The organism is Micromonospora sp. DT4 (assembly GCF_049841675.1).
Classification (GTDB): Bacteria; Actinomycetota; Actinomycetes; order Mycobacteriales; family Micromonosporaceae; genus Micromonospora.
Window position 1 is genome coordinate 1 of the sequence record NZ_JBNCKT010000086.1, and the last position, 24,762, is coordinate 24,762.

Genomic DNA, 24,762 nt, shown 5'->3' on the forward strand with positions numbered 1-24,762 from the left:
CCAAACAAGCCCACTACGCCCGCCGCCTCACCCTCGAACTCCAGCCATGATCACGAAGTACGGCTGCCGTACTAGCGCGCCCACGGGCGAGCCGGGCGACATCTCCCGGCGTGCCGCAAGCGACGCTTCCCACAGGTCAGTAAGCGCGACCACGAGCCGCTGCCGCATGTCCTGCGTGACGTGCGAATAGCGAGCCTGCACCGAGCCATCCTCATGCCCCATCCGATCATCCATCAGCTTCGAAGGAACGCCCGCGCCGACCATGACCGTCTTGTGGGTATGCCGAAGTCCATGCGGCGTCAGACCGGGCGCGATCGGCAGCCAACACGAATCAGCACGTGCGGCAGCGTTCCGGCCACGTGCGGGCACGCCTGGCCATGGGTCAGCCATCAGCGGCACCGGTCGCGCCTCCTGAGGGGCCTTCTTCGGATACCAACCAGTGGCCGACGGATGGAAAAGCCACGTAGCAAAGCTGTTGCGCCGCCAATGAGCTGCCAACTCCCCCGACGATCCAGCGCCACGGACGTATCCGAGGTCTTCGGCCGCAGCCAGAACCTTGACGCGCGTCGCCTCCCGCACGACCTCTGAATGATTCATGGCCGCAGAGGCGGTACCGGTCGACACGCCCGCGCGGCGGGCAACGTCGACAAGCTTCGGCCCTGGTCGTTGTGCCGCCCCATTGGCGGCCCGATAGCCGCCAAAGACGTATTTCAGTCCGTGGCAAGAGCACGGCTTAGGTTCCGTGCTCGCGATGTGGTCGGACACCAGCCCGAATAACCACGGCGGCAGATCGATCGTACGGTGAGAATCATCCTTGGGCGGGCAGCGGTGAAGTTCGCCGGTGTCAAGTTCATATAGCTGCCACTCCACTCTCAGGCCGGTCGAGCGCACGTACTGCGTCTCCAGCCCGACCAGTTCGCCCCACCGAATTCCCGTGTAGCCCTTGAGCACAACGGCCGTGAATTCGTCGTCGCGACCGGACAAGAGCGCGGCACGCTCGGCAAGTAGCAAGATGCCAAGCGGGTCCGTAACGGCCTTCTCCGGGCCGCGATTGCGTGAGCGTCCAGCGCGTTTACCTCGCCCACGGCGTCGGGTGGCGGGATTGGAGTCGCGTAGTCCCTCTTCTACAGCGTCAGCAAGAATGAGGTGAAGGGTGGCGCGCCACGTCTTGATGCTCGACTCGGCATAGCCGAGCGCCCTTTCTTTCTTTTCCCAGGCAGCTACTTCCGTGGCTGTCATGCCAGCAATCGCCGCGTGCTCGAACGCGGGCAGCAGATGTTCCTCGATGTGCCGCCTGTAGTTCTGCAACGTCGACGCGGCCAGGTCCTGCGCGGCATACCACGCGCTGACGTACTGCGCGAAGGTAATCCGGCTCGCCGCAGGGTCGCGAAGGCTGCCGGCGCGCACCTTGGCCTCCTCGTCGTTGGCAGCGCGTTCAGCCTCACGCTTGGTGCGGAAGCGGACAGTTCCGCCGGTCGCGTCACTGACGGTGCCGTACTTGCCGGACTTTGTTTTGTACCGGCCGCGCCAGTAATCTCCGCGATTCTCGGCGTATCCCAAACCAGTCTCCTTCTCACAGGACGGTGCCGCCCGACATAAGGCCGAGCGGCACCGGAAACAGAATTTCTAGGCAGCAAGGGGTGCTTGTCCGGCCACACGGCGCGCCCGGCGGGGCGGTCGCGCCTTGAGTTGGACCGCCGAATCAGTGCCGCCTGATCGGCTGCGGCGTGGGGTGGAAGCTGCGTAGTCCAATGGCGGATCGACAGCGGGTCGGCGTTCGAACAGCCGAACGATCTCGGCAATATGCCCGTCAGTGAACCGGTAGCTTCCCCCGATCCAGCTATAAGGAATTCGATCCTTCCGGGCCTGCTCCTTTACCCACCACTCCGAACAGCGAAGGATTTTGGCGACTTCGGCGGGGCGGTAAAGCATGCCGGGGGAACCTGGCTTGTCTCGGTAAAGCTTAGGGGTGTCCGGCTTCACGGGCGAGCCTCCTCGTGGTCGCGAAGTGGGGCGTCGAGGTCAATTCGATTGAGCGGGGGTGCCGTGCGGCCTGATTCGCGCGCTGGCGGCTTTTCCGTCCATGGGCAGGGTTCGCGCGGTGGGTTCGGGAGGGCTTGCGGCAGCGGTGCGTTTGGCGGGTCGCTGAGAGCGCCGTAGAGGCAAGATCTCGGACCTGCTGGTGTAGGCGATGCGCGGGGCTGGCGCAGACGCTCTCAGCGGGCCGGGGTGGAGGGGTCGGCGGCGGGTAGCCGGCGCGTGGTGTGGGAGGGCTGAACCCATCTCGGCATCTCGGCATCTCGGCAAAGGTGCCGTTGACCTGCGCAAACGCTTGCCGAGATCTTGAAGGCGGGTTTTCAAGATCTCGGCAAACGGTGGTGATCTCGGCAGAAGGGCTGCCGAGTTGCCGAGATCGAAGTTTTCCGATCGGCAGGATCTCGGCAGTGTGTTTTCCCTGTTCAAGGGCTGGTTGTGCCGAGTTGCCGAGATGCCGAGATGGGTTCAGCGGGTTTTACCCCTCGTGGCGCTCGACCCAGAACACGGCGCGGTTGCCGCGTTCGTGGCGACCGGCGCGAACGACGTGTTCGCCGCGCCACCGTCCGGCTTGTCCGGTGAGTAGCCGGCCGAGTTGCAGCGGGTTGGGCAGTCGGCCGGCGGTGGTGGTGATGAACTGTCCGTCCCACGGGTCGTGCTCGTCGCTGCCCAAGTGCATGGGCTCGCCGTCTTTGCGCAGCTCGGCGGCGGTGAGTGCTCGACCGCCGTGGCGGTCGTGCCAGGTGGTGAGGAACGCGCGCCAGCGCGTTTCGTCTTCGTCGATGTCTCGGATGTCGGCGGCGTTGGTGAGGAAGCCGTCGATGCCGTGGTGGGCGAGGAATCCGCCGAGTGCTTGCGCCCACGGCGTGAACTGCCGCATCGATAGTCCGGCTACGCGGGGTGCTCCCTGGCGGGTCCAGTCGAGCACCAGCACGAGTAGGTGCCACAGCACTGTGAGCTGGTTTGTCGGGACGGTGATCCATTGGTCGAGGTGTGGAATGCCGAATCCAGATTGGTCGCGTAGCTCTGGGCGGGGCATGTTCGGGTCGAGGCGCACGCGCACGGTGCGGGAGGCCATGTCTCCGCCGACTTGGAGGTTGTTGCCGGTGGCCATCCATAGCCGGTCGTTGACGGTGGCGATATTGCGGGATACGCCGAGCTGCCGGTCGGACCACACGCCGTTGGTGATGAGCTGCGCGAGCACCGCGGAGTCGATGACGGTGCCCTCGGCGAGGTTGTCCCAGATGACGACGCCGACCTGTTCTGCCAGCACGGCCGTGATGGACTTGCGTAGTTCGTCGTCGGAGTACGACCACGGCATGACGCGCTGTCCGTAGAGCATGCCCGGGCCGGCGGTGAGGATCGTTTTCCCGGATGAGGGCATGGTGGCGTCGATGAGCGCGAACGGTGTCAGGCAGCGGGTGAAGTGCCGCAGGATCGGTGTGGCCAGCAGCGCCACGTAATTGGCCCGGTCCGCGATGCCGGCCCAGGGGAAGTCGCGCAGGAACCGGCCGAGCAGGAATCGTCGGGCCTCGGCCACCTGCTCCGCGGTGGGCTCGTCCGGCACGGGCGGCAGCGCAACCTTCGCGGCGAGGTAGAAGCCGGTCGCCGGGTCGTAGCCGGGGGTTTGCAACAGGGTGCCGTCGCGGCGCAGCACGGGAGCGCCGATGATTCCGCGTAGCGCGGGCACTCCGGGCCAGGTTTTGCCGGCCAGCACGGCGGACAGGATCTCTCGCTGTGGGGTGACTTCCTCTTCGTACATTTCGGGGTCGCCTCCGTCGCCTTTGCGGGCGCGCAGTTTGTAGACGTAGGCGTGTTCGGCCAGCAACAGGGCCAGCCCGGCGGGGTTCATCGTGCTGGCGGCCACCGGTAGTGGGGAGTCCTCATCGGCGGCGGTGGGCAGGCCACCGGAGACGGCTTCCATGTGCACCAGGGACCCGCCGGACACGTACGTGTCGGGCAGCAGTCCACCCACCAACGCGGCCTTGAGCGCCCGGATCGTCTCGGGACCGGATCCGACCTGCAACCGCTCGGTCATGCGGCCCTCCCCACGCTGTTCAGGTGTCGGGGGCTGCGTGCGCCGACGCGTAGCCCGTTGGCGATGGTGTGCGCGACCTCCCGCGCTGGCAGCCCGATCGACAGCGCCGCGGGCTCCAGAACGGCGTACACGTCGGCGTCGGTGAGCGCGCCTCCGGCGGCGAGTTGCCCGAGGGCTACGGCGCTGGCGAACAGCAGGTGGTTGCGCTCGCCTTCACCGGCGGCGGTGAGGTGCTCGACTTGGCGGCGGATTGCCGCGGCCACGTACCGGCCGCGTCGGTCCGGTGGCAGCGCTACCGCCCGCGGCTGGTAGACCGGTCGTGGTGCCGGGGCGAGCAGCGCGGTCAGCCATGCGGGCAGCGGCGCGGGCTCGCAGTCCAGCAGCGTCTCGTAGGGGCGGGTGTTGACGGTGCAGCCGGCGGCCACGACGTATCCGCCGTGCGCGCGGGTGTCGACCTTCCACCCCAGGCCGCCCTGGTGGCCGGTGGTGTTGCGCAGCTCCGGCCCGTCCTCGGGGTGCTGGTAGTAGAGGTGGCTGCCGCCGCTGGCCGTGGCCACGGTGTACGTGGCGTCGATCCCGCCGCGTGGCGGGGCGTCGGGGCCGAACCCGTCGAACGCATCGATCGGGGTGCCGTGGCGGGCGGCGAGGGTGGCGAACACGTCGAGGCCGTCACACGCTCCCGCCCACTCGGCTGGTGGGGTGTCGTCGGCGTGTTTGGGCACGTCGAGGTCGACCACCACGAGGGCGGACGGCCCGCACGCGATGCCGATGCCGTAGGGGCGGGCCGACCACGCCCGGCGGATACGGGCGGGGTCGGTGGTGGCGCGTTTCTCCCACCCGACATGACGCCCCGCGGCACGGCAGCGCGGGTCGGTGCGGTCGCACCGCTCGGCGGTGCACCGGTTCGGGAACGCGGGCCGCTTCGCCTCATCCTCGGCGGCGTGCGGGTGGTCGGGACGCAGCGGGAACACGTGCCAGCCACGCGCCGCGCAAGCGAGCGCGGCGGCCAGCAACGACGACACATCAGGCATGGGAAGTCCTTCCAGGCACAGGCGAGCGGTGGCCAGCGCCGCGCGGGCGCTGGCCACCGGAGAAGTGAGCGCGCGAAGCGCGCCTATCTGGTCTTGAGGTCAGCCGGCGTGTTGCCGGTGGTGGGTGACGATCAGGCGGCCGACGACCTCCGCGACGTGGGGGACGACGGCGTTGCCGAGGGCTCGGACGCGGGCAGGCTCCAGCCGGTCGGGAAGCCCATCAGCCATTCGACGGCTTCGCCGCTCGGCCTCCATGAGCCCGTCGACTGGATGAATCCACGCACCCGCTCGGTCACCGAGGCGCGCATGCGCCGTCCGGTGCCGCCTTCGGGGTTCGCGCGGATCGGCCAGCCGGAGCGGCCCATGCTCGCCGTGGGGGTGGGCCACCACGAACAGGCGTTCCCGCACGTGTGGTGCACCCACGGCGCACGCGGATAGCACCGACCATTGCGCATCGAACCCTGACGCGGCCAGGTCACCGAGCAGCCAGCCGAAGGCGTCAGCGTCTCGAAGGAGAGCTGCGACGTTCTCCACGAGCACGTATCGGGGTCGTACCGCGCGAACCACGTCGAGGAACCACGGCCATCCCCACCGGTCGTCAGCGACCCCACGGCGGCGGCCGGCTGTGGAGAACGGTTGGCAGGGGAATCCTCCGGCGACCACGTGAACAGCGGGACGGGGCCGCTGTGTCCACCAGGTGGGGGCGGTGCGAACGTCGTCATGGCAGGGCACCTCCGGCCAGTGTCGAGCCAACACGGACCGGCAGAACGGGTCGATCTCGACCTGACCCACCACGCGCATTCCCGCGCGCTCCAAGCCCAGGTCGAGCCCGCCGATGCCGGTGAACAGTGACAACACGTTCAGGCCGCTCACGTGAAGCACGCCCCGTTGTCACACAGCGCGTCGTCGGTGTCGAAGCCGGGCAGCATGTCTTGCGCGACGGCGACCGCGGCGGCGAGCGGCCGGTTGAAGCGGGTGAGGTAGACGGGATCCTTGCCCAGCTCGCCGCGCCGCGCGTTGAGCAGGTTTTCCAGCGCGCACGCCCGCGCGAACAGCTCCGGGCGGTCGCGGCGCGTCTCCGCCCACGTCGAGGGCCGCCGGAACGGGCAGAACCAGCACGCGGACTTGGGCGGGACCGGAAGGCCGGCGGCGGCGATGATGCGGGCGCAGTCGTGTCGGCGTAGCGGCGGCGTGTGGTCGAGCAGCGGGTAGACGGTGCGTTCGTAGGGTTCGGATCGGCGGTTGTTGACGCGTTCGATCTCGTCCAGGCTGATGCCCACCCCGACGGTGGCCGGTTGCTCGGCGTTCGCGCCGTGGGCTTTGAGCCATCGGCCGATGACCTTGATTTTGAAGTCGGCCGTGCACGATCTCGTGCCGGGGGCACCGTTGGACATCCGTACCGGGATCGGCAGCGACCGCGACCCCTCGCGGGTCAGGCGGCCGTACAGCGTCTCCCGTGTGCCGTCACGCCGTATCCGGTGCAGTTCGTGGAGCTGGATGCCGTGCAGCGCCGCGTACGGCTTCGCGTACCGCTCCAGGTAGGCCAGGGTGGCGGGGTCTTCGGAGTCGTCGCCGACGTTGGCGAACAGGAAGACGGGGAAGTCGATCCGCCGCTGCGCGGCGAGAACGAGCAGCGCGGTCGATTGCACTCCGCCGCCGTAGGAGATCACGCGGAGAGTCATTCGGTGGCCCCCTCGTTGGCGACGGCTAGGAGCACGTCGGCGTGGCAAGGCTTGTCCAGGGGGCACCAGCAGGCGAGGTCACGGCCGGCGAGGTCGCGGCGGGCGGCGGCGATCAGGTCGGGCCGGGCGGCGAGCCACAGCCGGAACAGGCGCACGGCTCCGGCTCTGCTCGCGCTGGTGTGGTCGATGCCGAACGGGTTACCCCAGCGGGTCGGTCGGCCGACGTAGACGGTGTTGGTGGGCATGCGCCATCCGGCGGTGCGGCGACGCTGGATACGACGGGGCAGGGTGCTCACGTGGTTCTCCTCGGACAGGGGCGGGCCGCGATGGCGGCGCGAGTGACGGCGTGGCGCAGGTCGCCGAGTAGCCCGACCAGTTGCCGGCGGGCGGCCAGTTCGGACGGGGCGAGCGCGACGCGGACGCGGACCTCGGCGTGTTCGCGGCCGGTGGTGGTGCGCACTCTGACGAGGACGGCGCGGGAGCGGCCGGCGACGTCGACCACGATCTCGTCGGAGCGGTGTTCGCCGAGGTTGCAGCGGTGGTCGCGTCCGCACCAGTCGGTGTGTCGAGTGGGATCGCGGTAGACGCCCATGGGGTTAGCGCCGGTCGGTGTCGTCGGCGGACTCTCGGAGCACGTCGGCGTAGGTGTTCGGGGTGAACGGGCGTGCCGGGCGGGCGGCGGGCGCGGTGGGGGTGGTGTAGGTGGCGCGGCGGTAGGCGTTCATGACGGCGCGTCCCCACCGCATGCGCACGCCTTTGCCCCGGCAGGGGCGGCACGGGCGGGCGCGGCGCGTGCGGTGGTGCCCGCTTCCCTTGCATCGCAGGCACGGCGTGTAGGGGGTGCGGGAGCACTGCTCGGCGTAGATCAGCGCGCCCACGGCGATGGCCGCGAGGCCCCACCACGGGTGTCCGAGGTAGCCCGCGAGGCTACCGACAGTGATCAACGTGAGGCCGGGGGTGGTGCGGGCGGTGAGCCAGAGCAGAGCGGTGAGCAGGACGAACATTGCCCATAGCGGGTTGCGGGTGGGGGTCTTCATCAGGGCCTCCAGGGCTGTTTTTGGGTGTGTGGCACCTACCGGCCGCGAGGGTGCGAGTCGGCTGGTGGGGTTGCGGTTAGGGGGCGAGGGTGGGGCCTAGCGGACCCGCGAGGCCTCGCGGGTGATGCCGCGAGGCCTCGCGGCCCGTTCTTGATCGTCAGGGTGCCGGTCGGGCTGGTTTCGGCCCGGCTGGCGGGGGTGCTACTGACCCTTGTTGTTGTCACGCTCGGTGATGGCGGCCTCAAGGTGGCTGAGGCGGATGCCCTTACGCGTCTTCTCGATTCCCGCGTCGACGGGGGCGTCGGCCGGGCGGAGCTGTCCGACGTCGACGGTGGGGGACTTCCACCCGGGCGCTTCGGCCTTCAGTGCGGCTGTCAGCGCGGCTTGGGACTTCCACCGGCCGGGGTGGCGGGTCTCCACCCGGTGGAAGATCACATCACCGTGCAGGGCGATCTCGTCGCCGAGGAACACCGCCCGCACGTCATCGAGCGCGCTGAACGCCGGGGTGGTGTCGGGCTGCTCCACGATCCCGGCCGCCGCGCCGATCAACGTGCCGGCCTTCTTCCGACCGGCCAGGGCCGCCGTGACGATCCGCTTGACATCCGGGAGAACGAACGTGGTGCGCACCCGCACCGGCTCACCGCCCTCGGAGCCGATAAACCAGCACGATCCCCGGTCATCGGCCGCGCTTCCGGCCGCGCCCCGGCGGAACGCGGTCGCGTCAACACCCCGCTTGTAGGCCCCGGTGCCAAGGATCATGTCGTTGCCCTGGTGGCCGTTCTGGTGAAACGCCACCCGCACGATCGGCAACGAGCTGATCCCGGACGGGATCGAGTCGGTGTCGGTGCGCTGAGAGGCGATCTCGACGTGAATGCCGCACGCCCGGTCGATCTTCATCAGGTCCATGAGCAACTTCTCGATGTCCTTGCCGTACACCGGATCGCCGAGACCTTCGTGGACCTCATCGATGATCACGAGGATCCACGGCATGGTGTGCTTCTTCGACCGGGCCAGCCGGTCCGTGAGGGCGGCGGCGTTGTTGTCCAGCAGGTCAGAGCCCACCTTCTTCAGGTCCGTGAGGACCTGGCGGCGGCGGATGATCTCCCGCTTCAACGCGGTGAGGAACCCGACCAGCATGCGGGCGGTTTCGGTGGGGTCGGCGTCCGCGCCGTAGGCGAAGCACACCGGCTCCAACTCGGCGTAGTCGCCCATGCCCTTGAAGTCGAACACCGCCAACTGCGCGCCGTCGACATCAGCGGCGGCCAGGCAGCCCAGCCCGATCAGGTAGGCGGTCTTCCCGGAGCCGGGAGTGCCGGTGGTGATGCCGTTCGCCCCGGGCAGCGGCCACCGCACCGGCCGGTTACGCGGGTCATAGCCGATCGTGCACGGCGCGCCGACGGTGACCGGCTTGCCGAGGTAGGCGAACCGCTTCGGCTTGGACGTGCCGGGGTCGATGTCCAACACCAGGATCTCCACATGCCCCGGAACCCCCGTGGGGGCCTGCGACAGGTGCACCATCGCCGGGGGCCGCTTCAACCCACCGGCGATGACAATGGACTTGGCCATCACCATTTGCGTGGTCACACCCGGAATCGGATGCGTCTCGGCGATCTTCCCGCCCGCGCTGTCGTCCCGGAAGATCACATCCACCGGGGAGTGTCCGGCCTTCACCACGTCCCGGAACTGCGTGATCCCGGTGGCCAGCAAAGCGCCGGTCACGGTGTCGTTGGTGACCGGCGGGTACGGTGAGGGCTCTCGGAACTGCGGGAAAAACGGCTGCGTGCGGGCGCGGCCGTACCAGACCAGCCAGCACCCCAACCCCACCCACACGATCAACGCGGCCCGCCCGGCGTTGCCCCGGATCAGGTCACCCCGGCCCAGCCACAGCAGCACCACGACCAACGCGACCACACCGGCTAGGGGCATGATCGTGCGGGAGCGAACCACTCGGCGGCGGTCCTTGACCTCCCGGTGCCGCTCCGCGCGGGCCTTCAACCACGCGTCCACGTCGGCTTTGCCGTCCACGCTCCCGGCGGTCTGATCGGCCACCGCGAGGCCCTGACGGTCATCAACGAACCCGAAGAAGTCCGTGACGGAGCGGGCGATACCTCGGAACCACCAGCCGGACGCGCGGACACTCCACGCGCCGAGCACGACGATCGTGTTCCACAGGTAGCGCCACTTGTAGGCCCACAGGCGGCGGGCCTTGTGCCGCCAACCCACCGCCCACGCCCACTGCCTCAACTCCGGCGGCGGCGCGTCGGTGACCTGCGCGGCCACGATGTCACCTTCGAAAACTTCTCCCGCGTCGCCGGCCCCGACAGGTGCGGGGGCGGGCACCGGTAGATCCTGCACAGCAGGCGGCGGGCCGCCGGGCGGGTTGTCGCGGCGTTGCCGCGCCGCGTCGAGGTCGAGCACCTCACCAAGGTCGGACTCCGCGGCCTGCCAATCGAAACGGTCGTCTTCGTGGGGGGACGTCATGATGGGGGTTCCTCCAACGGTCGAAAGATCGGTAGGGGGCCGGCGGCACGGCACGGTTTGCCAGGCCAGGGGCCGTGCCGCCGGGCGTGGGTCAGCGGTTACGCGTGGCGCAGACCGGGCACGTCACCACGGTGGTGTCGTACGGAAGTTCCGGCTCACCGGTCAGATCGACCCCACACAGGCCGGTCATGCCGGGCTTACGCGGGTTGAGAACGTGCACGGCGGCGGACGCGGCCGGCGGCCGACGACGGATCGACGCGAACACTGGTGGCTCCCTTCCGGCCGTCCAGACGCTCTGGCGGCCACCACCGCCACCGGCCGGAAGCCGGTGGCGGCGGAAGCGGTCAGCGCGGGCGGGACTGCGCGGCCTGGCGGGCGGCGCGGTCGCGGTTGCGCTCGTCGGCGTGGCGCTGTGCCTCGGCCATCTGCGCCTCACGGGCGGCCCGGTTGCGGGCGACGATCCGGTCGTGGTGCTCGCGTAACTGTCGATCAGACATACTGGTGGTCCTCCCAAGACCTGATGCGGGTTGAGGGGTAGGGCCGGCGGCACAGCGTGGTTTCCAGGCCAGGGGGCTGTGCCGCCGGGCGGGGCTACGTGCGGCGGTAGGTGCCGTCCTTGCCGGCAAGCACGCGGGCCGAGTTGATGCCCTTCGCGGTCAGTCGCGTGCCCTTGCCGGTCACCACCTCGTAGGTGTGGTTGTCGTCGGTCTTGGCCCGCGCGCGGGCGGCGCGCCGTGCCTCGGCTTTCTCGGCGGGGGTGCGGTCCTCCCATGCCATGACGGGGCGTTTTTCCTTCCGGTCAGGCGGCGGCCGGCAGCTCGGCCGACGCGGCGGAGGTGGTGCGGCGGGCGGCGGTCTTGGCGGCGGCGGCGCGGACCTCGTTCACCCGGTCGCGGCCCCACCGATCGGACATGCCGAACTGCCGGCCCAGGGCGGCACCCGACAGCGGCGTGCCGGCGGTGCCGCTGTCCCGGTACGCCTTGCGGGCGGCGGCGCGGCGAGCGCGGTCGTCCAACTCCGGCCCGGGGGCCGGGGTCGGGTCGGGGGTGCTTGCCGCTTCGATCACCGGTGCGGGGGTGGTTTCCGGCACGGCCGGGCTTGCCGGTTTGATCACCTCGGCCACCGCCACGGGCACCACCTCGGCCACCGGTGCGGGGGCCGTCTCGGCGGCCGGGGCGGCGTGGGCGCGGATGCCGGTGGCCAGGAGCGCGCCGGTCGCCATGACCATCAACCCGTCGACCGCGAGGGGGCCGATGGTGGCGGTCAGGCTGTCCTCGCCGTAGAAGGCGAGCAACCCGGACAGGTGCTTGTACGACACGATCGCGGCGACCGTGGCCACCGGCACCAGACCGCCGAAGCGCAGCGCCGACCAGCGGCGACCCTGCGGCCAGGCGACCCGAGCCAGGATCTCCACGGCGACGAACAGCGCCACCGGCCAGAAGATCGCGCCGACCACCGCGCCGGCCTGCGGCGTCCAATCCGCCGACACCGGCGGCCCGCCCTCCGGCGGGGTCGGCGGAACGTAGGAGTGCGCGACGTTCGCGGCGATCGACACCGCGCCGCCGAGAATCGCACCGAAGTAGGCCCAACCACGGCCAGAAACACGAGAACTCATCAGGGGTGACCTCCAGGGCAGTCGGTGTCGGAAACAGCGGGGGCGTAGATCACGCCGAACAGGGCGTCTTGCAGCGCCAGCAGGTCAGCACCGCACCCGTCGTACGGCTCGGCCATCGGCGGATAACCGTGCTCGGCGAGCACCCGAGCCACCTCCAACGCCAGGCCGAACGTGAAACGCGGGTCATCGGCGGGGCGGGAAACCGGGTAACGGCGCGCCATCAGGCAGCGCGGCCCGAGTCAGCGATACGGCCCGCCAGGTCGGCGGCGGCACGGGTCACCCGCGCCTCAGCCCGGCGCAACCTGCGCCAGTCCAGCACGGTCGGGCCGCCGTGGTCCTCGGCGTAGATCAGCGTGATCTCGGCGTCCAGCACGTCCAGCTCGGCCGCGATCAGCGGCCACTCCGACTCGATCACGGCCAAGTCGGCGAGGCTCGGACCCTCCAGGTCCGGGTGAAGGTCGTAGCTCACTTCGAGTTCCTTCCGGAACGACGCTTACCCGCCACCGGACGGCGGCGAGCGGTGGCGGACTGACCGTACGAACGGCAACAGTCCTGGTCAGGTGCCAGCGGAGCGAGGGAGCCGCACACGCGGCAGTCACGCCAGACGGCGTTGCTCTTGGTCGTAATCCGCACGGCGGCGGCGATGCTCACGGACATGACGGCTCACCTCTCCCCAGCTCGAATTCAGGTCAGACAGAACAGCCGGAGCGCGGCCAGGTCGGCCGCGCCCCGGGGCGATCAACAGAGGCGTGCCGTGCTGGCACGCCGGGCGATCCTCGGTTGGGCAAGCAAGGGGCCAAACCCCTAAAGCGGACACGTCTTGCAGCCGGACACGTCAACGGCTGACGCTCGCTTGCCACCCCTAGATCGCGGTTGCATCGGGACTCAATGAGGAAGACGGATCTCCCTGCGTCCCGGACCTCTGTGAAGTTCTCAAGTGGAGCCATGCGCCACGGCGGTCCACAGATTCACGAGCGGCGCAGCCAAAGCCGCCTCCGCCGGCTGCGAGATTCGCCAGCTTGGCCCGACCTGGCTAGCCAGGTGCGAACACGGATGACGCTAGGGCGTCCTGGCTAGCCAAGTCAAGCGTCGCGCCGGAACTTCCTCAACTTGGCTAGCCAGAGCTAGGCTGACCTCGTGAGCGAGAACCTTGACTTCCTTGGCGAACTCGACCCCGACGACCCAAAACAGGCGTCCCAGCAGATCGCGAACAAGCTGCGGGCCGCGATCCTCACGAGGCGGCTAGCCCCGGGCGACAAGCTGCCGTCGCAACCCGATCTCGCTGCCCGGTACGGCGTGGCCAGGGAGACCGTCAAGCGGGCGCTTGAGCTGCTACGTGCCGAGCGACTGATCATTTCCAGGCAGGGGAGTGGCGCGTTCGTGCGCGCGCAGACGCAGCGGGCGGTGGAGTTGCGACCGCACATCGAAGCAGCGTTTGAACGCCCTCACGTGACCATCGACTTCGCTGGGTTCTCGGGCGAGACGCTGCGGGACGCGCTCGCCGAAGCGCTCGACAAGGTGCGGGTCGGCCGGCTCGCACCGGAGACGATCGCGGTGCGGGTGCTGATCTCCGACATGGCTGCGCCCATGGCGCTGCCGGCGCGCGCCGAGACGCAGGCGGATGATCCGGCGGTGCGCGAGCGGGCCGAGCGCATCACGCGCCGGGCGGCGGACGGAATCATTGACCAGGTGGCCGAGTTGGGCGACCTCGGTCTCGTCCGATCAGCCGCGGTAGAGGTGCGGATGCATCGTGCATCGCCCCTGTTCAAGCTCTACATGCTGAACGGGGAAGAGGTCTTCTTCGGCTTCTACCCGGCCGTCGAGCGCACCGTCACGATCAAGGGTGAGCCGATGGCGATCTATGACTTGATGGGCAAGGACGTGCCCCTTTTTCACTACGCCGTGACTGATGACGACACGTCCGACGGCACGCAGTTCGTAGAGGCTTCCCGCCAATGGTTCGACTCGGTGTGGTCGACCATCGCCTACCGGTACGACGGATGAGCGCCGACCTTGGCCGACTGCTCGGCGGGGTCGGTGCGGTGTTGCTCGACTTCGACGGGCCTGTGTGCAGCATCTTCGCCGGTTACCCTGCACCGCAGGTTGCCGCCGAGCTGGTCGACGTGTTGCGGCGGCACGGTGTCGACGTGCCGCCGGACCTCGCCAGCGAGCCGGACCCGCTTGAGGTGCTACGCCGCGCGGGTGCGGCTGGAGACGACTACGTCACTCGGGCAGTAGAGGATGCGCTCTGCGCGGCCGAACGCCGGGCCGTCGAGACTGCTGAACCTACGCCGTACGGACGAGAAGTCATCGGGGCTGCTCGGCAGGCTGGAATGAGTGTGGCGGTTGTTAGCAACAACTCGGCCGGTTCGGTGACGGCCTACCTGGCAGCCCACCGGCTCGCCGAGTACGTGTCGCCGATAATCGGCCGAGCCTACGCCGATCCAGACCGTATGAAACCTAGCCCGGAACCAATCCTGCAAGCCATAAGCGCCATCGGCCAGCCCGCCAGCCGCTGTGTGCTTATCGGAGACTCGCTCTCGGACATCGAAGCAGCGCGGGCAGCCGGAGTGCCGGTGATCGGTTTCGCGAACCGACCACACAAGGGCGAGGCTTTTTGGGCCGCCGGAGCAGATGCAGTGATAGTGAGCATGAATACGCTGGCCCACGTCCTGCTAGACGGACTACCCAACGCAGGGCGGTAAGGGAAGTGGGCAGGGGTCTGTAACGGCTTCAATGCGGGGTTGAGTCGCAACAGCGACTCAACCCCGCAGTTTAGTTGGCCATTCGACCATTCGACGAAACAAGGCGCAATTTTGGCTGTCTGTCTTGCTCGGTCGTCACTGGAAGAAGGGCGCTGGCCGGTGGCGCTGGATCCTCAACTGCTGTCATCACTAGGCCGAATACATACTTCGTCAGCTCGGCTGGCGTCGTGTGCAGGTCCCGCGCGAGGGAGTGTGGAGAAATTCCTTTCCCTCTTAGGCCCCGAAACACTTTCTCCAAAAGCTGCGAGGTTTCTCGCGGTATGCCCGCAGGTTCGCCCTTCCGATAGCCCATTCGACCAAGTTCGATGATTACCCGCCGAAACGACCACTCGGAAAGAATGCCTAGGTCACCCAGCCTGTAGGCGAGCGCTGCCGCTGCGACGCTCCAGTATTTCTTGGCGCGTATGATTTGGTCGGTGGTCGGATTGCTTCGCATCCTGCTCCGCATGCTCGCCTGAGGCATTAAGAATGCTGAAGCAAAGAGGTTCGCTTCGCGCTCGCAGTCCCGTGACCAGTCAGCATCGTCACTAGCACCATGAAGCACAAGGTGGCCGAGCTCATGCGCCGCGTCGAAGCGACCCCGCTCGCCGGTCTTCATAGTGTTCAAGAATACGAATGGAATGCCCCTTCGCCACATCGAGAACGCGTCAACGTCGCTATATTCTGGCGGTAGCGAGAAGACGCGAACTCCATGCGCCTCAAGCAGATGCACCATGTTGGGAGCAGCATGGATTTCGCCAATTCCCCAACGTGCACGAACATGCTCGGCGGCCTGCTCTGGTGTTTGCCGCTCCAGGGTTGGAATGTCGGGCGATGGTAGCCGGAAGTGACTTTCCATTATGCTATTCAGCTCTAGCGCCAAGCGCGCGGCACTCAGAACCGCATCCCGCGCGGTCGCCGTGATTTTCGACCGAGCCCTAAAGCTGACCAGGGCGACATCAATTTCATCGATGTCACCCTGGTCGAAAAATGTGACTGGGAAACCAAGTTCTTCGGCAATTCTCTCAAGCGTCTCCGGCGAGGGCTGCTGTCGACCTCGCTCGTAGTTGGAGATGCTTTGGGCGGTTACCCCCGCTTGGCGGGCCAACCCAACCGCAGTTAACCCTCTTCTCTTGCGAGCTAACGTCAATCGTGAAGGCGTAAACATGCTTTCTTTCTGCCCCCTTGGTGCAAGGGGCGACATATGATCAACGAGGGTCGACGGGCACGTCGATCGGCCCGAAACCACCGTTGGGGTCGTCGTCACCCGGAAGGTCGTCCACCGCGTAAGGCGGCAGCGGAATGCGATCGAACCAATGCGAAACGTAACCCTTGGCGTTCTGACTTTCTGGCAAGGATACTTCAGCCCGGATCTCCAGGTTGGTCTTGTCGAAGTAGACCAAGAACAGCCAGTAGGAGAAGCCGTCGAACTCCGCCGGTGGCTCTTCGGCCGGCGGAGGCTCGAAGAGTGTTCCCTGGCCGGGGGGCTGGTTGCTCCTCAGGAGACGGCGAGTCAGCTCCCCCTTGGGGTACCGGCTCCGCGGCTTCCGGTGGTGCCCCGTCGTGCCGGTCATCGGATCGCCACTAGAGACGCCGAGAATCTGCTCCAGGTCGTCGTGGATCAGGAGGGGGAGAACGCCGTTCAGGTTGATCCGCCGCCATCCGTAGTCCCGGAGCCCTCCGGTAAGGCTCGCCACCAAGCCGTTGTAGGCGAAGTAGCCCGGAGCCGTAGGCGCTCCGTCCGGGTGGCAGGACCGTCGCGCGAGGTTGCTCGCGCCCAGCGATTCCAGCAAGGGCGGAGCTGGGAGGCTGATCTTCTTCAACCTCTCCTCGTAGCCGCCGTCTCCGGCGGGGTTCACCAACGCCATGCACCCTCCCAGGTCTTATAGATCAGCCTCCTCGATCGTGGGGCCAAATCTAGAAGCAGAGGATAGCGGAACCCGCCACGGGGGCGGAAACGCGACACGCGCTCGGCGTTGCTGGCGGCCCTCGGGTGCGACCCATGGATAGAACGTATGTTCTAGCTCGATGCGGCGCAAGAGCTCGTCCGGTGAGTCCGCAGCTCCCCAGGTGGTCTCAGTTGCGGTCTCATTCGCTCCTGTTCGCCGGTGTCCGTCGAGGGGCATGGAAGCACTCAATAGCTGGTAGCGGACTGTGCCGGCCGCGGCTGGACGACGGGTCGCAGACCTCGAAAGCGTGCACCTCGCCTCGGCCAGCGAGACCGCCCAGTGGGGAGAGAGCCGGGAGATGATCTAGGAAAAGTCGCCGTCACCGTCGCGTCTAGACCAACGCATACCAACGGCGTGACCTGCACGTATGGCGGGAGCCCTAGGTCCGTCAGGTGACCGGACGTAATTCGGGACGAAGAGGTCGTCGGTTCGAATCCGGCCACCCCGACAGAGGTCAGAGGGCACATCCGATCCATTGATGTGCCCTCTGGTGCTTCTGTACAGCAGTGAAGTACAGCAGCGGTCAACGCAGGCTCTCGCCCAGGCACTTGAGCGCGTCGCGGGTGGCGTCCGAGGACGCCTGCGAATAGATCTCCATCGTCACCGACACCTCGGCGTGCCGGAGCACCTGCATGATGACGCGCGGGTGCACGTCCAGGTCGACGAGCAGGGTCGCGCAGGTACGCCGGGCATCGTGCACAGTGATCTTCCGAACTCCGGCACGGGCGCAGCGGGCGTCCCAGGAACGGTTGAAGTTGCGCGGCTCCACGGGCGTTCCGTAGCGGGTGGTGAACAGCAGCGGCGAGCCCTGCCAGGCGATGCCCGCCTCGTCGCGGTCGGCCTTCCTCGCCTGCTGGCGGAGGTCGAGTGCCGCCGCGCAGATGTCCGGCAGCGGGAGGGTGGCGTCCGAGGTCTGCGTCTTGGTCTCCCGGTGCAGCAGTTGGCCGCCGACCCGCTGCAACTGCCAGCCGATCGACAGCTCCCCCGCCGCCAGGTCCACGGCGTCCCCGGTGAGGCCGAGCACCTCACCCTTGCGCAGGCCGAGCACCAGGATCAGCACGTACGCGGCGTACAACGGATCGCGGTCGGCCCGCGCGGACTCCAGGAACCGACGGGCCTCGTCGCTGGTCCACGCCCGGCCCCGGCGGCGGCGGACCGGTGGGAGCTTGACCAGGGCGGCGGCGTTGCGGGTGACCAGTTCCTCGGTGGCGGCGTGGTTGAGCGCCGAGCGCAGCACACCCCGGACGTCCTTGACGGTGCGGGCGGACGGCACGTCACCGCAGCAACGGCCGAGCGCACAGCAGCGCCGCCTGAGTTCCGGGCGGCGGGCGTCCTTGCCCTGGACGCAGCACTGGCAGGCGCGGGCCACCTCGTTGATCCAGGTCTGCACGTCGCGCACCTGGAGCCGGTCGAGCCGCTTCCCACCGAGGCCGGGGATCACGTACAGCCGGAGGATCGTCTCGTAGGTGGCGCAGGTCAGCGGCGCGAGGTTGGGGCGCACGACCTCCCGATGCCAGTAGGTCAGGTAGTCGCCGAGGGTCGGCACCCGGGTGGCGACCGGCCCGGCCTTGGCCTGCCGGTGCAACTTGATCCACTTGTCGTGGACGGCCTCCCGGGTCTGGCCGTAGACGTACTTGCGGGTCCGCTTCCCGTCGGGCTTGGTGACCCAGACGTACGCGGCGAAGCCGTTGCGGTACGGGAAGATCGAGCCTTCGCCGTTGGCACGGGTGCGGGCGGGCATCAGGCGGCCTCCTGCCGCTGAACCTGCTCGCGGACGTACTCGTCGACCCACTCGGGCAGGACGCGGCGGTACTTGCCGTCCTTGATGGAGCGCAGCTCGCCGGTGGCGATCTTCATTTTGACCTTGGACAGGCCGAAGCCGAGCAGCACGGCGACCTCGGCGGGCGAGTACCAGCGCGGGGTGAGGGGTCGGGTCACGCCGCCACCCCCGACCACGCCTGGTGGGCGAGTTCTTCCCGGCCGATGCGTTGGCGTTCGCGGCGTTGGGCGGCGGCGGTGTTGGCGAGCAGGGCGTCCCCGTCGGTCAGTCAGCCGGAGCCGACGAAGGCCAGGCTGCCGACGGTGACCGTGCCGGCGGTGTCGTCGCTGTCGGCGGTGTCGGTGTGCTCGGTGCGGCGGTAGGCGGCGCGGGTGTCGCGGAGCAGGCCGAAGGTGACCGAGTAGCGGCGGGCCTTGGTGAGGAAGTGGCCGCCGTAGCCGAGCATGTGCGCCCATCGGCGCAGCCCGGCGTAGCGGTTCGGTTTGCTGTCAAGGTCGCCTTGACGCTCGCCCGTAGGGGGGCGGTGCGGCTGGTCGAGGTGTGGGTGGGGCGGCCGAGTCGCCAGCAGGCGTCGATGAGCCGGGCCAGGTGGTCACCTTCCGGGTCGCTGTAGGCGTCGACCGTGTCCGGGGTGAGCCGGGTGGAGCAGTGGCCAGTGACCTCGGTGGACTTGGTGGCGTACTTGGCCAGGTAGGCGGCCACCTTCCCGTCGGTCACGTCCCCGTCGCTGCTGCCGATGCGGCGCACGTCGACCTGCTCACCCCAGGCGACCAGCCAGCCCTGCGGCCGGTCGGGGTGCGAGGGGGTGGTGACCATGATCTTCCGGGCGGCGGCATGCACGGCGGCGTCGACGTCGTCGGCGGTGATGCCGGCCGGCGGCGAGACCAGGGCGTGCCGGTCGTGCGGGTCGACGCCGTCGAGGCGGAGCAGGACGTGGAAGTGCACCGCGCCCCGGCGCTGCATCTCGGCGACCTTCCCGTGGGACACCCGCACCGGCGGCACCCGGCGGACCTTGCCGGAGCCGGTGACGACCTGGACGTGACCGATGCCGCGTCGCCGGCACAGGGCGGTGAGATGGCGTTCGATGGCCTGCTTGGTGCGCCGCCACAGCTCCCCGGAGAAGGCGTTCCAGACGACCTGGTGGTCGTGGTCGTAGCAGTCCAAGCACAACGGCCGACCGAGCTGCGGTTCGTCGGCGTCGTGGCGGGCGAAGCAGGCCGCGGGCTGCCCGTGTGGGCAGGTGCCGGCGGGACGTCGGGCGTGGCAGGGGGCAGGTCGGCAGTCGCAGCGCCGCCGGTCGACGCAGGTGTGCCGGGGGATGTGCCGGTGGTGCACGGGGCCGAACGACGGTGCGGTGAAGGTCGCAAAGACGACCGGATGCGCGCTGACTGTGGTGGGGATGGTCTTGCCGCCGGTCAGGCCGCAGCGGACCACCTGGAAGGCGTCACCGGCGTAGACCCAGGCGCAGTCCGGGCACTGGGCAGCACGTCGATTCCCGCACGCTTTGTACAGCGTCCGGTCGGGCAGTTCGTCGGTGTGCCGCTCCCCAAGCACCCGGCCGGTGGCCGACTCGACGGCGGTGAGGGTGCCGGTCAGGCGGATCGGGCGGGTGCAGCCGGCGGCGGCGCGGGTGTGCTCCAGCCAGCCGAAGAAGTCCGGGGCGGCAGCGCGGTGCAAAGCTTGGGCGTCACGGCCGGCGGCGAGGGTGGGCAGGGTGAACACGGGTTCTCCTCAAGGGGTGGCAGGGACGGGCGACGAACTGCCACGGGACGCCGGAGCGGTATCCGTCGGTGGTGTTCGTGGTGTCTCCTGGCACCGCCGGAGAGGGCGGCTCACGCCGGAGGGCGGGGATAGGCCATCGGCCTCGGACCGCCGTTGAGCTGGGTTCTTCCGGTCGTTGGACCTTGGGTGATGCCGGGACGGGTGGGGTGCCTGGTCGTCGGCTTCCGGTGGGTTGCCACAGGCGATCCCCACCCGTCGAGGTACGCGAATCCGAGGGCCATCGTGGACGGCGGGAAGGCCGTGCTGGGCCGCTCAGCGGACTCCGGGCCGGCGCAGCGGCCGGTGCGTCGAGAGCCGGCGGGGCGTAACCCGCATCAGCGGCAGGAAGGCCGCTCGGCAACTCCGAAGTCGAGTTCAGCGATCCGGCAGGGAGGCCGCGCTGACGTGCTCGACGAGGACCACGGTAGCACCGAGCACCGACACGTCAACCCGCCCGTGACCCCGGACCGGAGGCGATCCGGCCGGCTGCCGGCCGGTGTGGGAGGACTTTCTGTACATCTATCAAGGCGGCCCTGAACGGGCCGCACGCGCCGCCGCCAGGGCGCGTGCCCATCGCTCCGCTGGCGCTCCGGCTCAGGTCACGCAACACGCCCGGCGGCTGGCGCGAAGGCGGGTAGCCCGGTGGGCCGCCGCATGACGACAGGCCGTTTCCGGTGGGATGGTGGGGCCGGCAGCCGGCCGGGCCGCGCGGCGAGCACCGCGCCGGCGTAGGGGAGCGCACCACCCACCCGGCGGCTGCCGGGTGGGTGGTGGGGTTGCGGTTACTGCGCCTCCGGCGGGGGCGCTCCGGCTCCAGGATGGCCGGGGGTCCGTCGGCGGGTGCCGGGCCGTGGGTGGTTGCTGTAGGCCATCCCGCCTGCCGTCGACCCGGGCGAGCCGAGCAGACCACCGCCCGACCCGCCAGCGTTCGACCGTGCGTCAAGGCCGTCTTGACGTGGCGGGCCGGGCTGCGGCCTGCTCCACAGGAGTGCGGGTCGACGGCAGACGGGATGGCGAGCCGCCGTGAGGCTCTAAAAGCCCGGCACGCTGCGAGAACGCCTTCTCAACGAGCTCAATCGCGTTCGCCTCAAGCTGGCTGGCAGTGGCAAACGCCTCCCATGCCCCCGTCACCTCGCCCCCGTCGGTCAGAGCTGTCGGCGGCGGCAGAACGATGCGCCGAACATCATCCTCGTACAAAGCGTCAACCACGGAGCCGCAAGCTATCGCCGAGATCTGCGTCTGAACGACATTACTGGCCAGAGCGGTCCACAACCACCCCGGGTCCGTGCCCACATTCGGGATGACCCTGGCGACGTGACCGCTCGCGAGCCAGCCGGCGCGGTCACTCGTTACGAGGATGGGAAAACCGAGCTTCTCCTCTGCGCGCCCGTCTGCCTGAAAACAGATCCATCCCGGTGCCAGCTCGTAGCCCGCACCCTCAGGAATGCTGCGGGTTGAAATGCTCTTTAGGCCAATAGGCCACGCCTGTAGGAGATTGCGGCCCGAGAGTAGTGGGCGGCCGTGCTCGTGCCCAACGTAGTAAGTCTTGTACCGCCCGCCTGGCTTCAGAACCGCTGCGACGTCTCCCAGCCTCGTGCCGCCGGCGGACAGAAGCGACCTGCGAAGGACTTCCACCCTGTGTTGGTGATAGGCAGCGTCAATCCTGCCCATCAGGCTGGAAGCGCGTGTAGTCCACCCATCCCGCAGAGGACTTCCCTCGTCCACGGCAAACAGCTGGTCTGCCTCGTTGAGGGCATCGGAGAGCGTTCTCCGTGCGGTACCGCGGAGGGTAACCGACCGCTCGATCGCCGCCGCCACCTGGCTGAAAATCTCATCGAACACCGGGACCAGTTGACTCCCGACCTGATCGGCAGACAAATGGTCAATGACACTGCCGGTTTTATCCTGCCGCAGCAGATCCTGCCCCGGCGCCGACCGAAGGAAAGCGTAGGCGTAATAACCGAAGGTCTGGTCGGAGAACGTGATTCGAAGCAGGTCGTCCGACGGAATGAAATCGGAAAGGTAACTATCCACTAGGACCGAGGGGCCAAGGTTGCGCCCACTTCGGGTGAGCAATATTTGACCTTCGTCGACCCGAAGGGAGTCAAGCTTCTCAGTTCGTCGAGCCGAGATCCATCCAGCCGGCTGTGGGAGGAATTCGAAGACATCAAACGCACGAAGGAAGGGCAACTTTTCTTCGGAGCGCGATGCCGGCAAGCGCTTGAACCTGTTGGGATGGAAGACCGACGCCTTGTCCGCCAGCAGGGCGGTGCTAACTCCAGACTCCCGGATCCGCGTGAGCGCCTCCATCGCCTGGATACCCGGCGAACAAAAGTACGCGGCATCCAGACGCCGCCTGTCGGACGCAAAACGCGCATGCATCGGTGCCAGAATCATGACTGTCCTTCCAGCCACCGGAGGTATGCCTCAGCCACCTCGGGCAGCTCGTCGTCAATCTGACGTTCCTTGAGGATGATTTGCGTTAGGATCTCGTCGCCGCTGATATCGTCGATATCACGCACGGTTTCAGTTCTTGAAACAAGAAGGTCTTCGCCGGTCTCCGTGCGGCGGTAAATGACGTTTCCGCGCTTGTCATGCCCGATCTTCTCGCCGACAGCCATGAAGATCGGATAGTCCAGTCCTGACTCCTGCGCCGCTGCGGCTTCATCCCCGCTCAGACGCCGGAGGAGCACCATCGACGTCTGCGTGTCATTCTTCGGCTGAAACAGATCGCGATGCATATCCACCACCGCGAGAATCTGAGTGTTCTCCAAGAGCCACTGCCGCACGTATTCAAGCCCCGGATTGTTGAGGATGCCATTCGGAATGACCATAGCCATCTTGCCCGTGCCCGGCTTGAGTAGCTGAACACACCTCTCGATGAACAAGATCTCCGGGGGCTGCGACTTCTGAAGGATTGCACTTCCGTTGCGGGCGCGGCGGATGGTCCAACGTCCGCCCTCTTGGCGATCCCACATCGCGGCAAGGTCGTACTGGCCAAGTATCTCTTCATCGTCGATGACGATATTCGCGCCGAATGGAGGGTTCGATACGATGATATCGATTGAGCCGAGGGGAACCGTTGTCCGCAGATCCTCGTTCCACTCATGGGGGTTGTGCAAGCTATTGGCTTGCCAGAGGCCGCCGGATCCATCGTTGTTCATTACCATGTTCATCTTGGCAGCCCTGACGAGGCCGGGGTTCAGGTCAATGCCAAAGACACACTGGCTCAGATATTCCGAACGCTTCCGGTACAACTCCTCGCGTTCGTGATTCGTCCCGTTAGATGGATCGGCCCACTGCTCCCGTTCGTCCTTCTCCAGGTAATCCAGAGCGTGATTCATGGCAGTGATCAGGAAGCCACCGGTTCCGCACGACGGATCGAGGACTCGATGCGATGGATCTGGGTCAAGCATCGTCACGGCCATGCGGCACGCGTTGCGTGGGGTGAAGAACTCCCCTCGGTCACCTCGAAGGTTCGAACCAACAATCTCCTCATAGGCGACGCCCTTGACATCAACCGGTGATGCCAGAAGAGAGTAACTTTGCAGTTGGCCAACCACATAGGCGATGACGTTCGCCCTCAGATCAATTTCTTTGTCATTGGCACTGAAAATGGCCGGGTATTTCTTGACTACTTTTTCGTCAAAAAGCCCCTGAATTCTCTTCTTGGTGCTTGCTGCCGATGTGGCATTAGAAAGCTCGGAGGGGGTAACGAAAAAATTGATGACAGGGGAGCGCTCATCTTCAATTTTCGTGAAGATGAGCTTGAGGAGCTCCCAGAAAGACTCAGCCTTTTGCTTGCCTTCGTTGGCTGCGATGTAGTTGTGACACCGCCTGAACGCGAAGAGCAAGTTATCTGCGGTCGCGGGCTTCAGGTCCTTGCGGCGCGGCCTTTGTGCATCGGACTCACTTTGGCCTGATGCCGGAATTTCGATGATTTCTTCGAAGACGAACCCGTTAGCCGACGACCGCTTGGCGAAGCAATACCTGTCATCGCCATTCGTCCACATGCCGTACGAGGCATTAAGGCATGCTGCCATGTAGGACTTCAGCTGATCGATGCCATCGGTTCTGCTGCGAGGGCTAGTGCCGGGCTTCTTTGTCTCGACAACCAGGAAGATGTTTTCCTGCTTGTGGCCTTGTCCGGGCTGAAAGATTGCGATGTCCACCCGCTTCCGGCTGGATCCAACCTTGATCGGAAACTCGGGCTCGCAATCGGCGGAGCTATACCGATACTGACGCACGAGAGCCTTCTCGATGTTCTGTCGGACATACTCCTCAGGAGTGTCCTGCACCAACCGCCCGTTCAAGAAGTCGGCTACGCGGCCTTCGGGGATAGATCCGGCCGCCACCACGGGTGGGGTGTTGAGGAGGGAGGAGCGCGGCATGCCAGTCCTTCGGTCGGCGTGTTGGTGCGCCCGTGATCTTACGTGCGACGGGTGTTGATCAAAACTGCGCCACTCGGTGAGGGAGGCTCAACACAGAGTTGTGCGCCCTTGGTTACCCCTCCGCAGCCGCTTTGGCATCCTTCTGAGACGAAACTCGGTTCCTTGACCACGTGTGCGGCAGCGTCCCGGCGGAGCCGGGACATGTGGTTGACGGGCATG

At 67.4% G+C, this 24,762-nt stretch carries 24 protein-coding genes and 1 pseudogene; 2 read left to right on the top strand and 23 right to left on the bottom strand.

Annotation, left to right across the window (positions count from 1 at the left end; translation table 11 throughout):
- Nucleotides 1-27: 27 nt before the first annotated feature.
- From ACLQ24_RS21460 to ACLQ24_RS21535, 16 genes are all read right to left on the bottom strand, one after another.
- A complete protein-coding gene (locus tag ACLQ24_RS21460; RefSeq protein WP_425893496.1) occupies nt 28-1,560 on the bottom strand; it encodes a LacI family DNA-binding transcriptional regulator in 1,533 nt (510 codons plus the stop codon).
- Between the two features lie 66 nt (nt 1,561-1,626).
- A complete protein-coding gene (locus ACLQ24_RS21465; RefSeq protein WP_425893519.1) occupies nt 1,627-1,932 on the bottom strand; it encodes a helix-turn-helix domain-containing protein in 306 nt (101 codons plus the stop codon).
- Nucleotides 1,933-2,512: 580 nt separating this feature from the next.
- Nucleotides 2,513-4,072 (bottom strand): hypothetical protein, encoded by a 1,560-nt coding sequence (locus ACLQ24_RS21470; protein WP_425893497.1) that lies wholly within the window; start codon nt 4,070-4,072, stop codon nt 2,513-2,515.
- A complete protein-coding gene (locus tag ACLQ24_RS21475) occupies nt 4,069-5,103 on the bottom strand; it encodes a bifunctional DNA primase/polymerase (RefSeq protein ID WP_425893498.1) in 1,035 nt (344 codons plus the stop codon). The genes ACLQ24_RS21470 and ACLQ24_RS21475 overlap by 4 nt, the downstream gene beginning before the upstream one ends.
- Nucleotides 5,104-5,202: 99 nt before the next feature.
- Entirely contained in the window at nt 5,203-5,904 is a 702-nt protein-coding gene (locus tag ACLQ24_RS21480) for a DNA cytosine methyltransferase (RefSeq protein WP_425893520.1), read from the bottom strand.
- A 68-nt stretch (nt 5,905-5,972) separates the two neighbouring features.
- Nucleotides 5,973-6,785 (bottom strand): phosphoadenosine phosphosulfate reductase, encoded by an 813-nt coding sequence (locus ACLQ24_RS21485; protein ID WP_425893499.1) that lies wholly within the window; start codon nt 6,783-6,785, stop codon nt 5,973-5,975.
- Nucleotides 6,782-7,081 carry a DUF4326 domain-containing protein gene (locus tag ACLQ24_RS21490; RefSeq protein WP_425893500.1) on the bottom strand — a complete coding sequence of 100 codons (300 nt, stop codon included), beginning with the start codon at nt 7,079-7,081 and terminating at the stop codon, nt 6,782-6,784. Before ACLQ24_RS21490 ends, ACLQ24_RS21485 begins: the two co-directional genes overlap by 4 nt.
- Entirely contained in the window at nt 7,078-7,377 is a 300-nt protein-coding gene (locus tag ACLQ24_RS21495) for a hypothetical protein (RefSeq protein WP_425893501.1), read from the bottom strand. Before ACLQ24_RS21495 ends, ACLQ24_RS21490 begins: the two co-directional genes overlap by 4 nt.
- Nucleotides 7,378-7,381: 4 nt before the next feature.
- Nucleotides 7,382-7,822, bottom strand: coding sequence for a hypothetical protein (locus ACLQ24_RS21500; RefSeq protein WP_425893502.1), 441 nt, complete (start codon nt 7,820-7,822; stop codon nt 7,382-7,384).
- A gap of 201 nt (nt 7,823-8,023) precedes the next feature.
- Complete coding sequence (locus ACLQ24_RS21505) at nt 8,024-10,303, bottom strand: FtsK/SpoIIIE domain-containing protein (RefSeq protein ID WP_425893504.1); 2,280 nt, start codon at nt 10,301-10,303, stop codon at nt 8,024-8,026.
- Nucleotides 10,304-10,394: 91 nt separating this feature from the next.
- Nucleotides 10,395-10,568 (bottom strand): hypothetical protein, encoded by a 174-nt coding sequence (locus ACLQ24_RS21510; RefSeq protein WP_425893505.1) that lies wholly within the window; start codon nt 10,566-10,568, stop codon nt 10,395-10,397.
- A gap of 79 nt (nt 10,569-10,647) precedes the next feature.
- Entirely contained in the window at nt 10,648-10,800 is a 153-nt protein-coding gene (locus tag ACLQ24_RS21515; RefSeq protein WP_425893506.1) for a hypothetical protein, read from the bottom strand.
- 94 nt (nt 10,801-10,894) lie between these two features.
- Nucleotides 10,895-11,080, bottom strand: coding sequence for a hypothetical protein (locus tag ACLQ24_RS21520; protein WP_425893507.1), 186 nt, complete (start codon nt 11,078-11,080; stop codon nt 10,895-10,897).
- Nucleotides 11,081-11,102: 22 nt separating this feature from the next.
- Nucleotides 11,103-11,918 (bottom strand): hypothetical protein, encoded by an 816-nt coding sequence (locus ACLQ24_RS21525; RefSeq protein WP_425893508.1) that lies wholly within the window; start codon nt 11,916-11,918, stop codon nt 11,103-11,105.
- Nucleotides 11,918-12,139, bottom strand: coding sequence for a hypothetical protein (locus ACLQ24_RS21530; RefSeq protein WP_425893509.1), 222 nt, complete (start codon nt 12,137-12,139; stop codon nt 11,918-11,920). The genes ACLQ24_RS21525 and ACLQ24_RS21530 overlap by 1 nt, the downstream gene beginning before the upstream one ends.
- On the bottom strand, nt 12,139-12,387 hold the full coding sequence (locus tag ACLQ24_RS21535; protein WP_425893510.1) for a DUF6284 family protein: 249 nt from the start codon (nt 12,385-12,387) through the stop codon (nt 12,139-12,141). Before ACLQ24_RS21535 ends, ACLQ24_RS21530 begins: the two co-directional genes overlap by 1 nt.
- Nucleotides 12,388-13,055: 668 nt before the next feature.
- Between ACLQ24_RS21535 and ACLQ24_RS21540 the strand changes: the two genes are divergently transcribed.
- Both ACLQ24_RS21540 and ACLQ24_RS21545 read left to right on the top strand, forming a co-directional pair.
- On the top strand, nt 13,056-13,922 hold the full coding sequence (locus ACLQ24_RS21540; protein WP_425893511.1) for a GntR family transcriptional regulator: 867 nt from the start codon (nt 13,056-13,058) through the stop codon (nt 13,920-13,922).
- Entirely contained in the window at nt 13,919-14,623 is a 705-nt protein-coding gene (locus ACLQ24_RS21545; protein ID WP_425893512.1) for an HAD family hydrolase, read from the top strand. The genes ACLQ24_RS21540 and ACLQ24_RS21545 overlap by 4 nt, the downstream gene beginning before the upstream one ends.
- Nucleotides 14,624-14,693: 70 nt before the next feature.
- Here the strand turns inward: ACLQ24_RS21545 and ACLQ24_RS21550 are convergent, their stop codons facing one another.
- The 7 genes and pseudogenes from ACLQ24_RS21550 to ACLQ24_RS21580 all read right to left on the bottom strand — a co-directional run bounded on the left by ACLQ24_RS21550 (nt 14,694) and on the right by ACLQ24_RS21580 (nt 24,543).
- Nucleotides 14,694-15,830: a helix-turn-helix domain-containing protein gene (locus ACLQ24_RS21550; RefSeq protein WP_425893513.1), complete on the bottom strand. Its 1,137-nt coding sequence runs from the start codon at nt 15,828-15,830 to the stop codon at nt 14,694-14,696.
- A 40-nt stretch (nt 15,831-15,870) separates the two neighbouring features.
- Complete coding sequence (locus ACLQ24_RS21555; protein WP_425893514.1) at nt 15,871-16,530, bottom strand: hypothetical protein; 660 nt, start codon at nt 16,528-16,530, stop codon at nt 15,871-15,873.
- Between the two features lie 604 nt (nt 16,531-17,134).
- A complete protein-coding gene (locus tag ACLQ24_RS21560; RefSeq protein ID WP_425893515.1) occupies nt 17,135-18,352 on the bottom strand; it encodes a tyrosine-type recombinase/integrase in 1,218 nt (405 codons plus the stop codon).
- Nucleotides 18,352-18,549: an excisionase family DNA-binding protein gene (locus tag ACLQ24_RS21565; protein WP_204927039.1), complete on the bottom strand. Its 198-nt coding sequence runs from the start codon at nt 18,547-18,549 to the stop codon at nt 18,352-18,354. Before ACLQ24_RS21565 ends, ACLQ24_RS21560 begins: the two co-directional genes overlap by 1 nt.
- A pseudogene (locus ACLQ24_RS21570) lies at nt 18,546-20,104 on the bottom strand (replication initiator). Before ACLQ24_RS21570 ends, ACLQ24_RS21565 begins: the two are co-directional and overlap by 4 nt.
- A gap of 987 nt (nt 20,105-21,091) precedes the next feature.
- On the bottom strand, nt 21,092-22,549 hold the full coding sequence (locus ACLQ24_RS21575) for a hypothetical protein (protein WP_425893516.1): 1,458 nt from the start codon (nt 22,547-22,549) through the stop codon (nt 21,092-21,094).
- Nucleotides 22,546-24,543 carry an N-6 DNA methylase gene (locus tag ACLQ24_RS21580; protein ID WP_425893517.1) on the bottom strand — a complete coding sequence of 666 codons (1,998 nt, stop codon included), beginning with the start codon at nt 24,541-24,543 and terminating at the stop codon, nt 22,546-22,548. The genes ACLQ24_RS21575 and ACLQ24_RS21580 overlap by 4 nt, the downstream gene beginning before the upstream one ends.
- Nucleotides 24,544-24,762: the final 219 nt, after the last annotated feature.

What these genes read in the sequence shown, in the direction of transcription:
- ACLQ24_RS21465 (WP_425893519.1), bottom strand. Translation starts at nt 1,932, where the DNA reads ATGCTTTACCGCCCCGCCGAAGTCGCCAAAATCCTTCGCTGTTCGGAG.
- ACLQ24_RS21470 (WP_425893497.1), bottom strand. Translation starts at nt 4,072, where the DNA reads ATGACCGAGCGGTTGCAGGTCGGATCCGGTCCCGAGACGATCCGGGCG.
- ACLQ24_RS21475 (WP_425893498.1), bottom strand. Translation starts at nt 5,103, where the DNA reads ATGCCTGATGTGTCGTCGTTGCTGGCCGCCGCGCTCGCTTGCGCGGCG.
- ACLQ24_RS21480 (WP_425893520.1), bottom strand. Translation starts at nt 5,904, where the DNA reads ATGCGCGTGGTGGGTCAGGTCGAGATCGACCCGTTCTGCCGGTCCGTG.
- ACLQ24_RS21485 (WP_425893499.1), bottom strand. Translation starts at nt 6,785, where the DNA reads ATGACTCTCCGCGTGATCTCCTACGGCGGCGGAGTGCAATCGACCGCG.
- ACLQ24_RS21495 (WP_425893501.1), bottom strand. Translation starts at nt 7,377, where the DNA reads ATGGGCGTCTACCGCGATCCCACTCGACACACCGACTGGTGCGGACGC.
- ACLQ24_RS21500 (WP_425893502.1), bottom strand. Translation starts at nt 7,822, where the DNA reads ATGAAGACCCCCACCCGCAACCCGCTATGGGCAATGTTCGTCCTGCTC.
- ACLQ24_RS21505 (WP_425893504.1), bottom strand. Translation starts at nt 10,303, where the DNA reads ATGACGTCCCCCCACGAAGACGACCGTTTCGATTGGCAGGCCGCGGAG.
- ACLQ24_RS21515 (WP_425893506.1), bottom strand. Translation starts at nt 10,800, where the DNA reads ATGTCTGATCGACAGTTACGCGAGCACCACGACCGGATCGTCGCCCGC.
- ACLQ24_RS21520 (WP_425893507.1), bottom strand. Translation starts at nt 11,080, where the DNA reads ATGGCATGGGAGGACCGCACCCCCGCCGAGAAAGCCGAGGCACGGCGC.
- ACLQ24_RS21525 (WP_425893508.1), bottom strand. Translation starts at nt 11,918, where the DNA reads ATGAGTTCTCGTGTTTCTGGCCGTGGTTGGGCCTACTTCGGTGCGATT.
- ACLQ24_RS21530 (WP_425893509.1), bottom strand. Translation starts at nt 12,139, where the DNA reads ATGGCGCGCCGTTACCCGGTTTCCCGCCCCGCCGATGACCCGCGTTTC.
- ACLQ24_RS21545 (WP_425893512.1), top strand. Translation starts at nt 13,919, where the DNA reads ATGAGCGCCGACCTTGGCCGACTGCTCGGCGGGGTCGGTGCGGTGTTG.
- ACLQ24_RS21550 (WP_425893513.1), bottom strand. Translation starts at nt 15,830, where the DNA reads ATGTTTACGCCTTCACGATTGACGTTAGCTCGCAAGAGAAGAGGGTTA.
- ACLQ24_RS21555 (WP_425893514.1), bottom strand. Translation starts at nt 16,530, where the DNA reads ATGGCGTTGGTGAACCCCGCCGGAGACGGCGGCTACGAGGAGAGGTTG.
- ACLQ24_RS21560 (WP_425893515.1), bottom strand. Translation starts at nt 18,352, where the DNA reads ATGCCCGCCCGCACCCGTGCCAACGGCGAAGGCTCGATCTTCCCGTAC.
- ACLQ24_RS21575 (WP_425893516.1), bottom strand. Translation starts at nt 22,549, where the DNA reads ATGATTCTGGCACCGATGCATGCGCGTTTTGCGTCCGACAGGCGGCGT.
- ACLQ24_RS21580 (WP_425893517.1), bottom strand. Translation starts at nt 24,543, where the DNA reads ATGCCGCGCTCCTCCCTCCTCAACACCCCACCCGTGGTGGCGGCCGGA.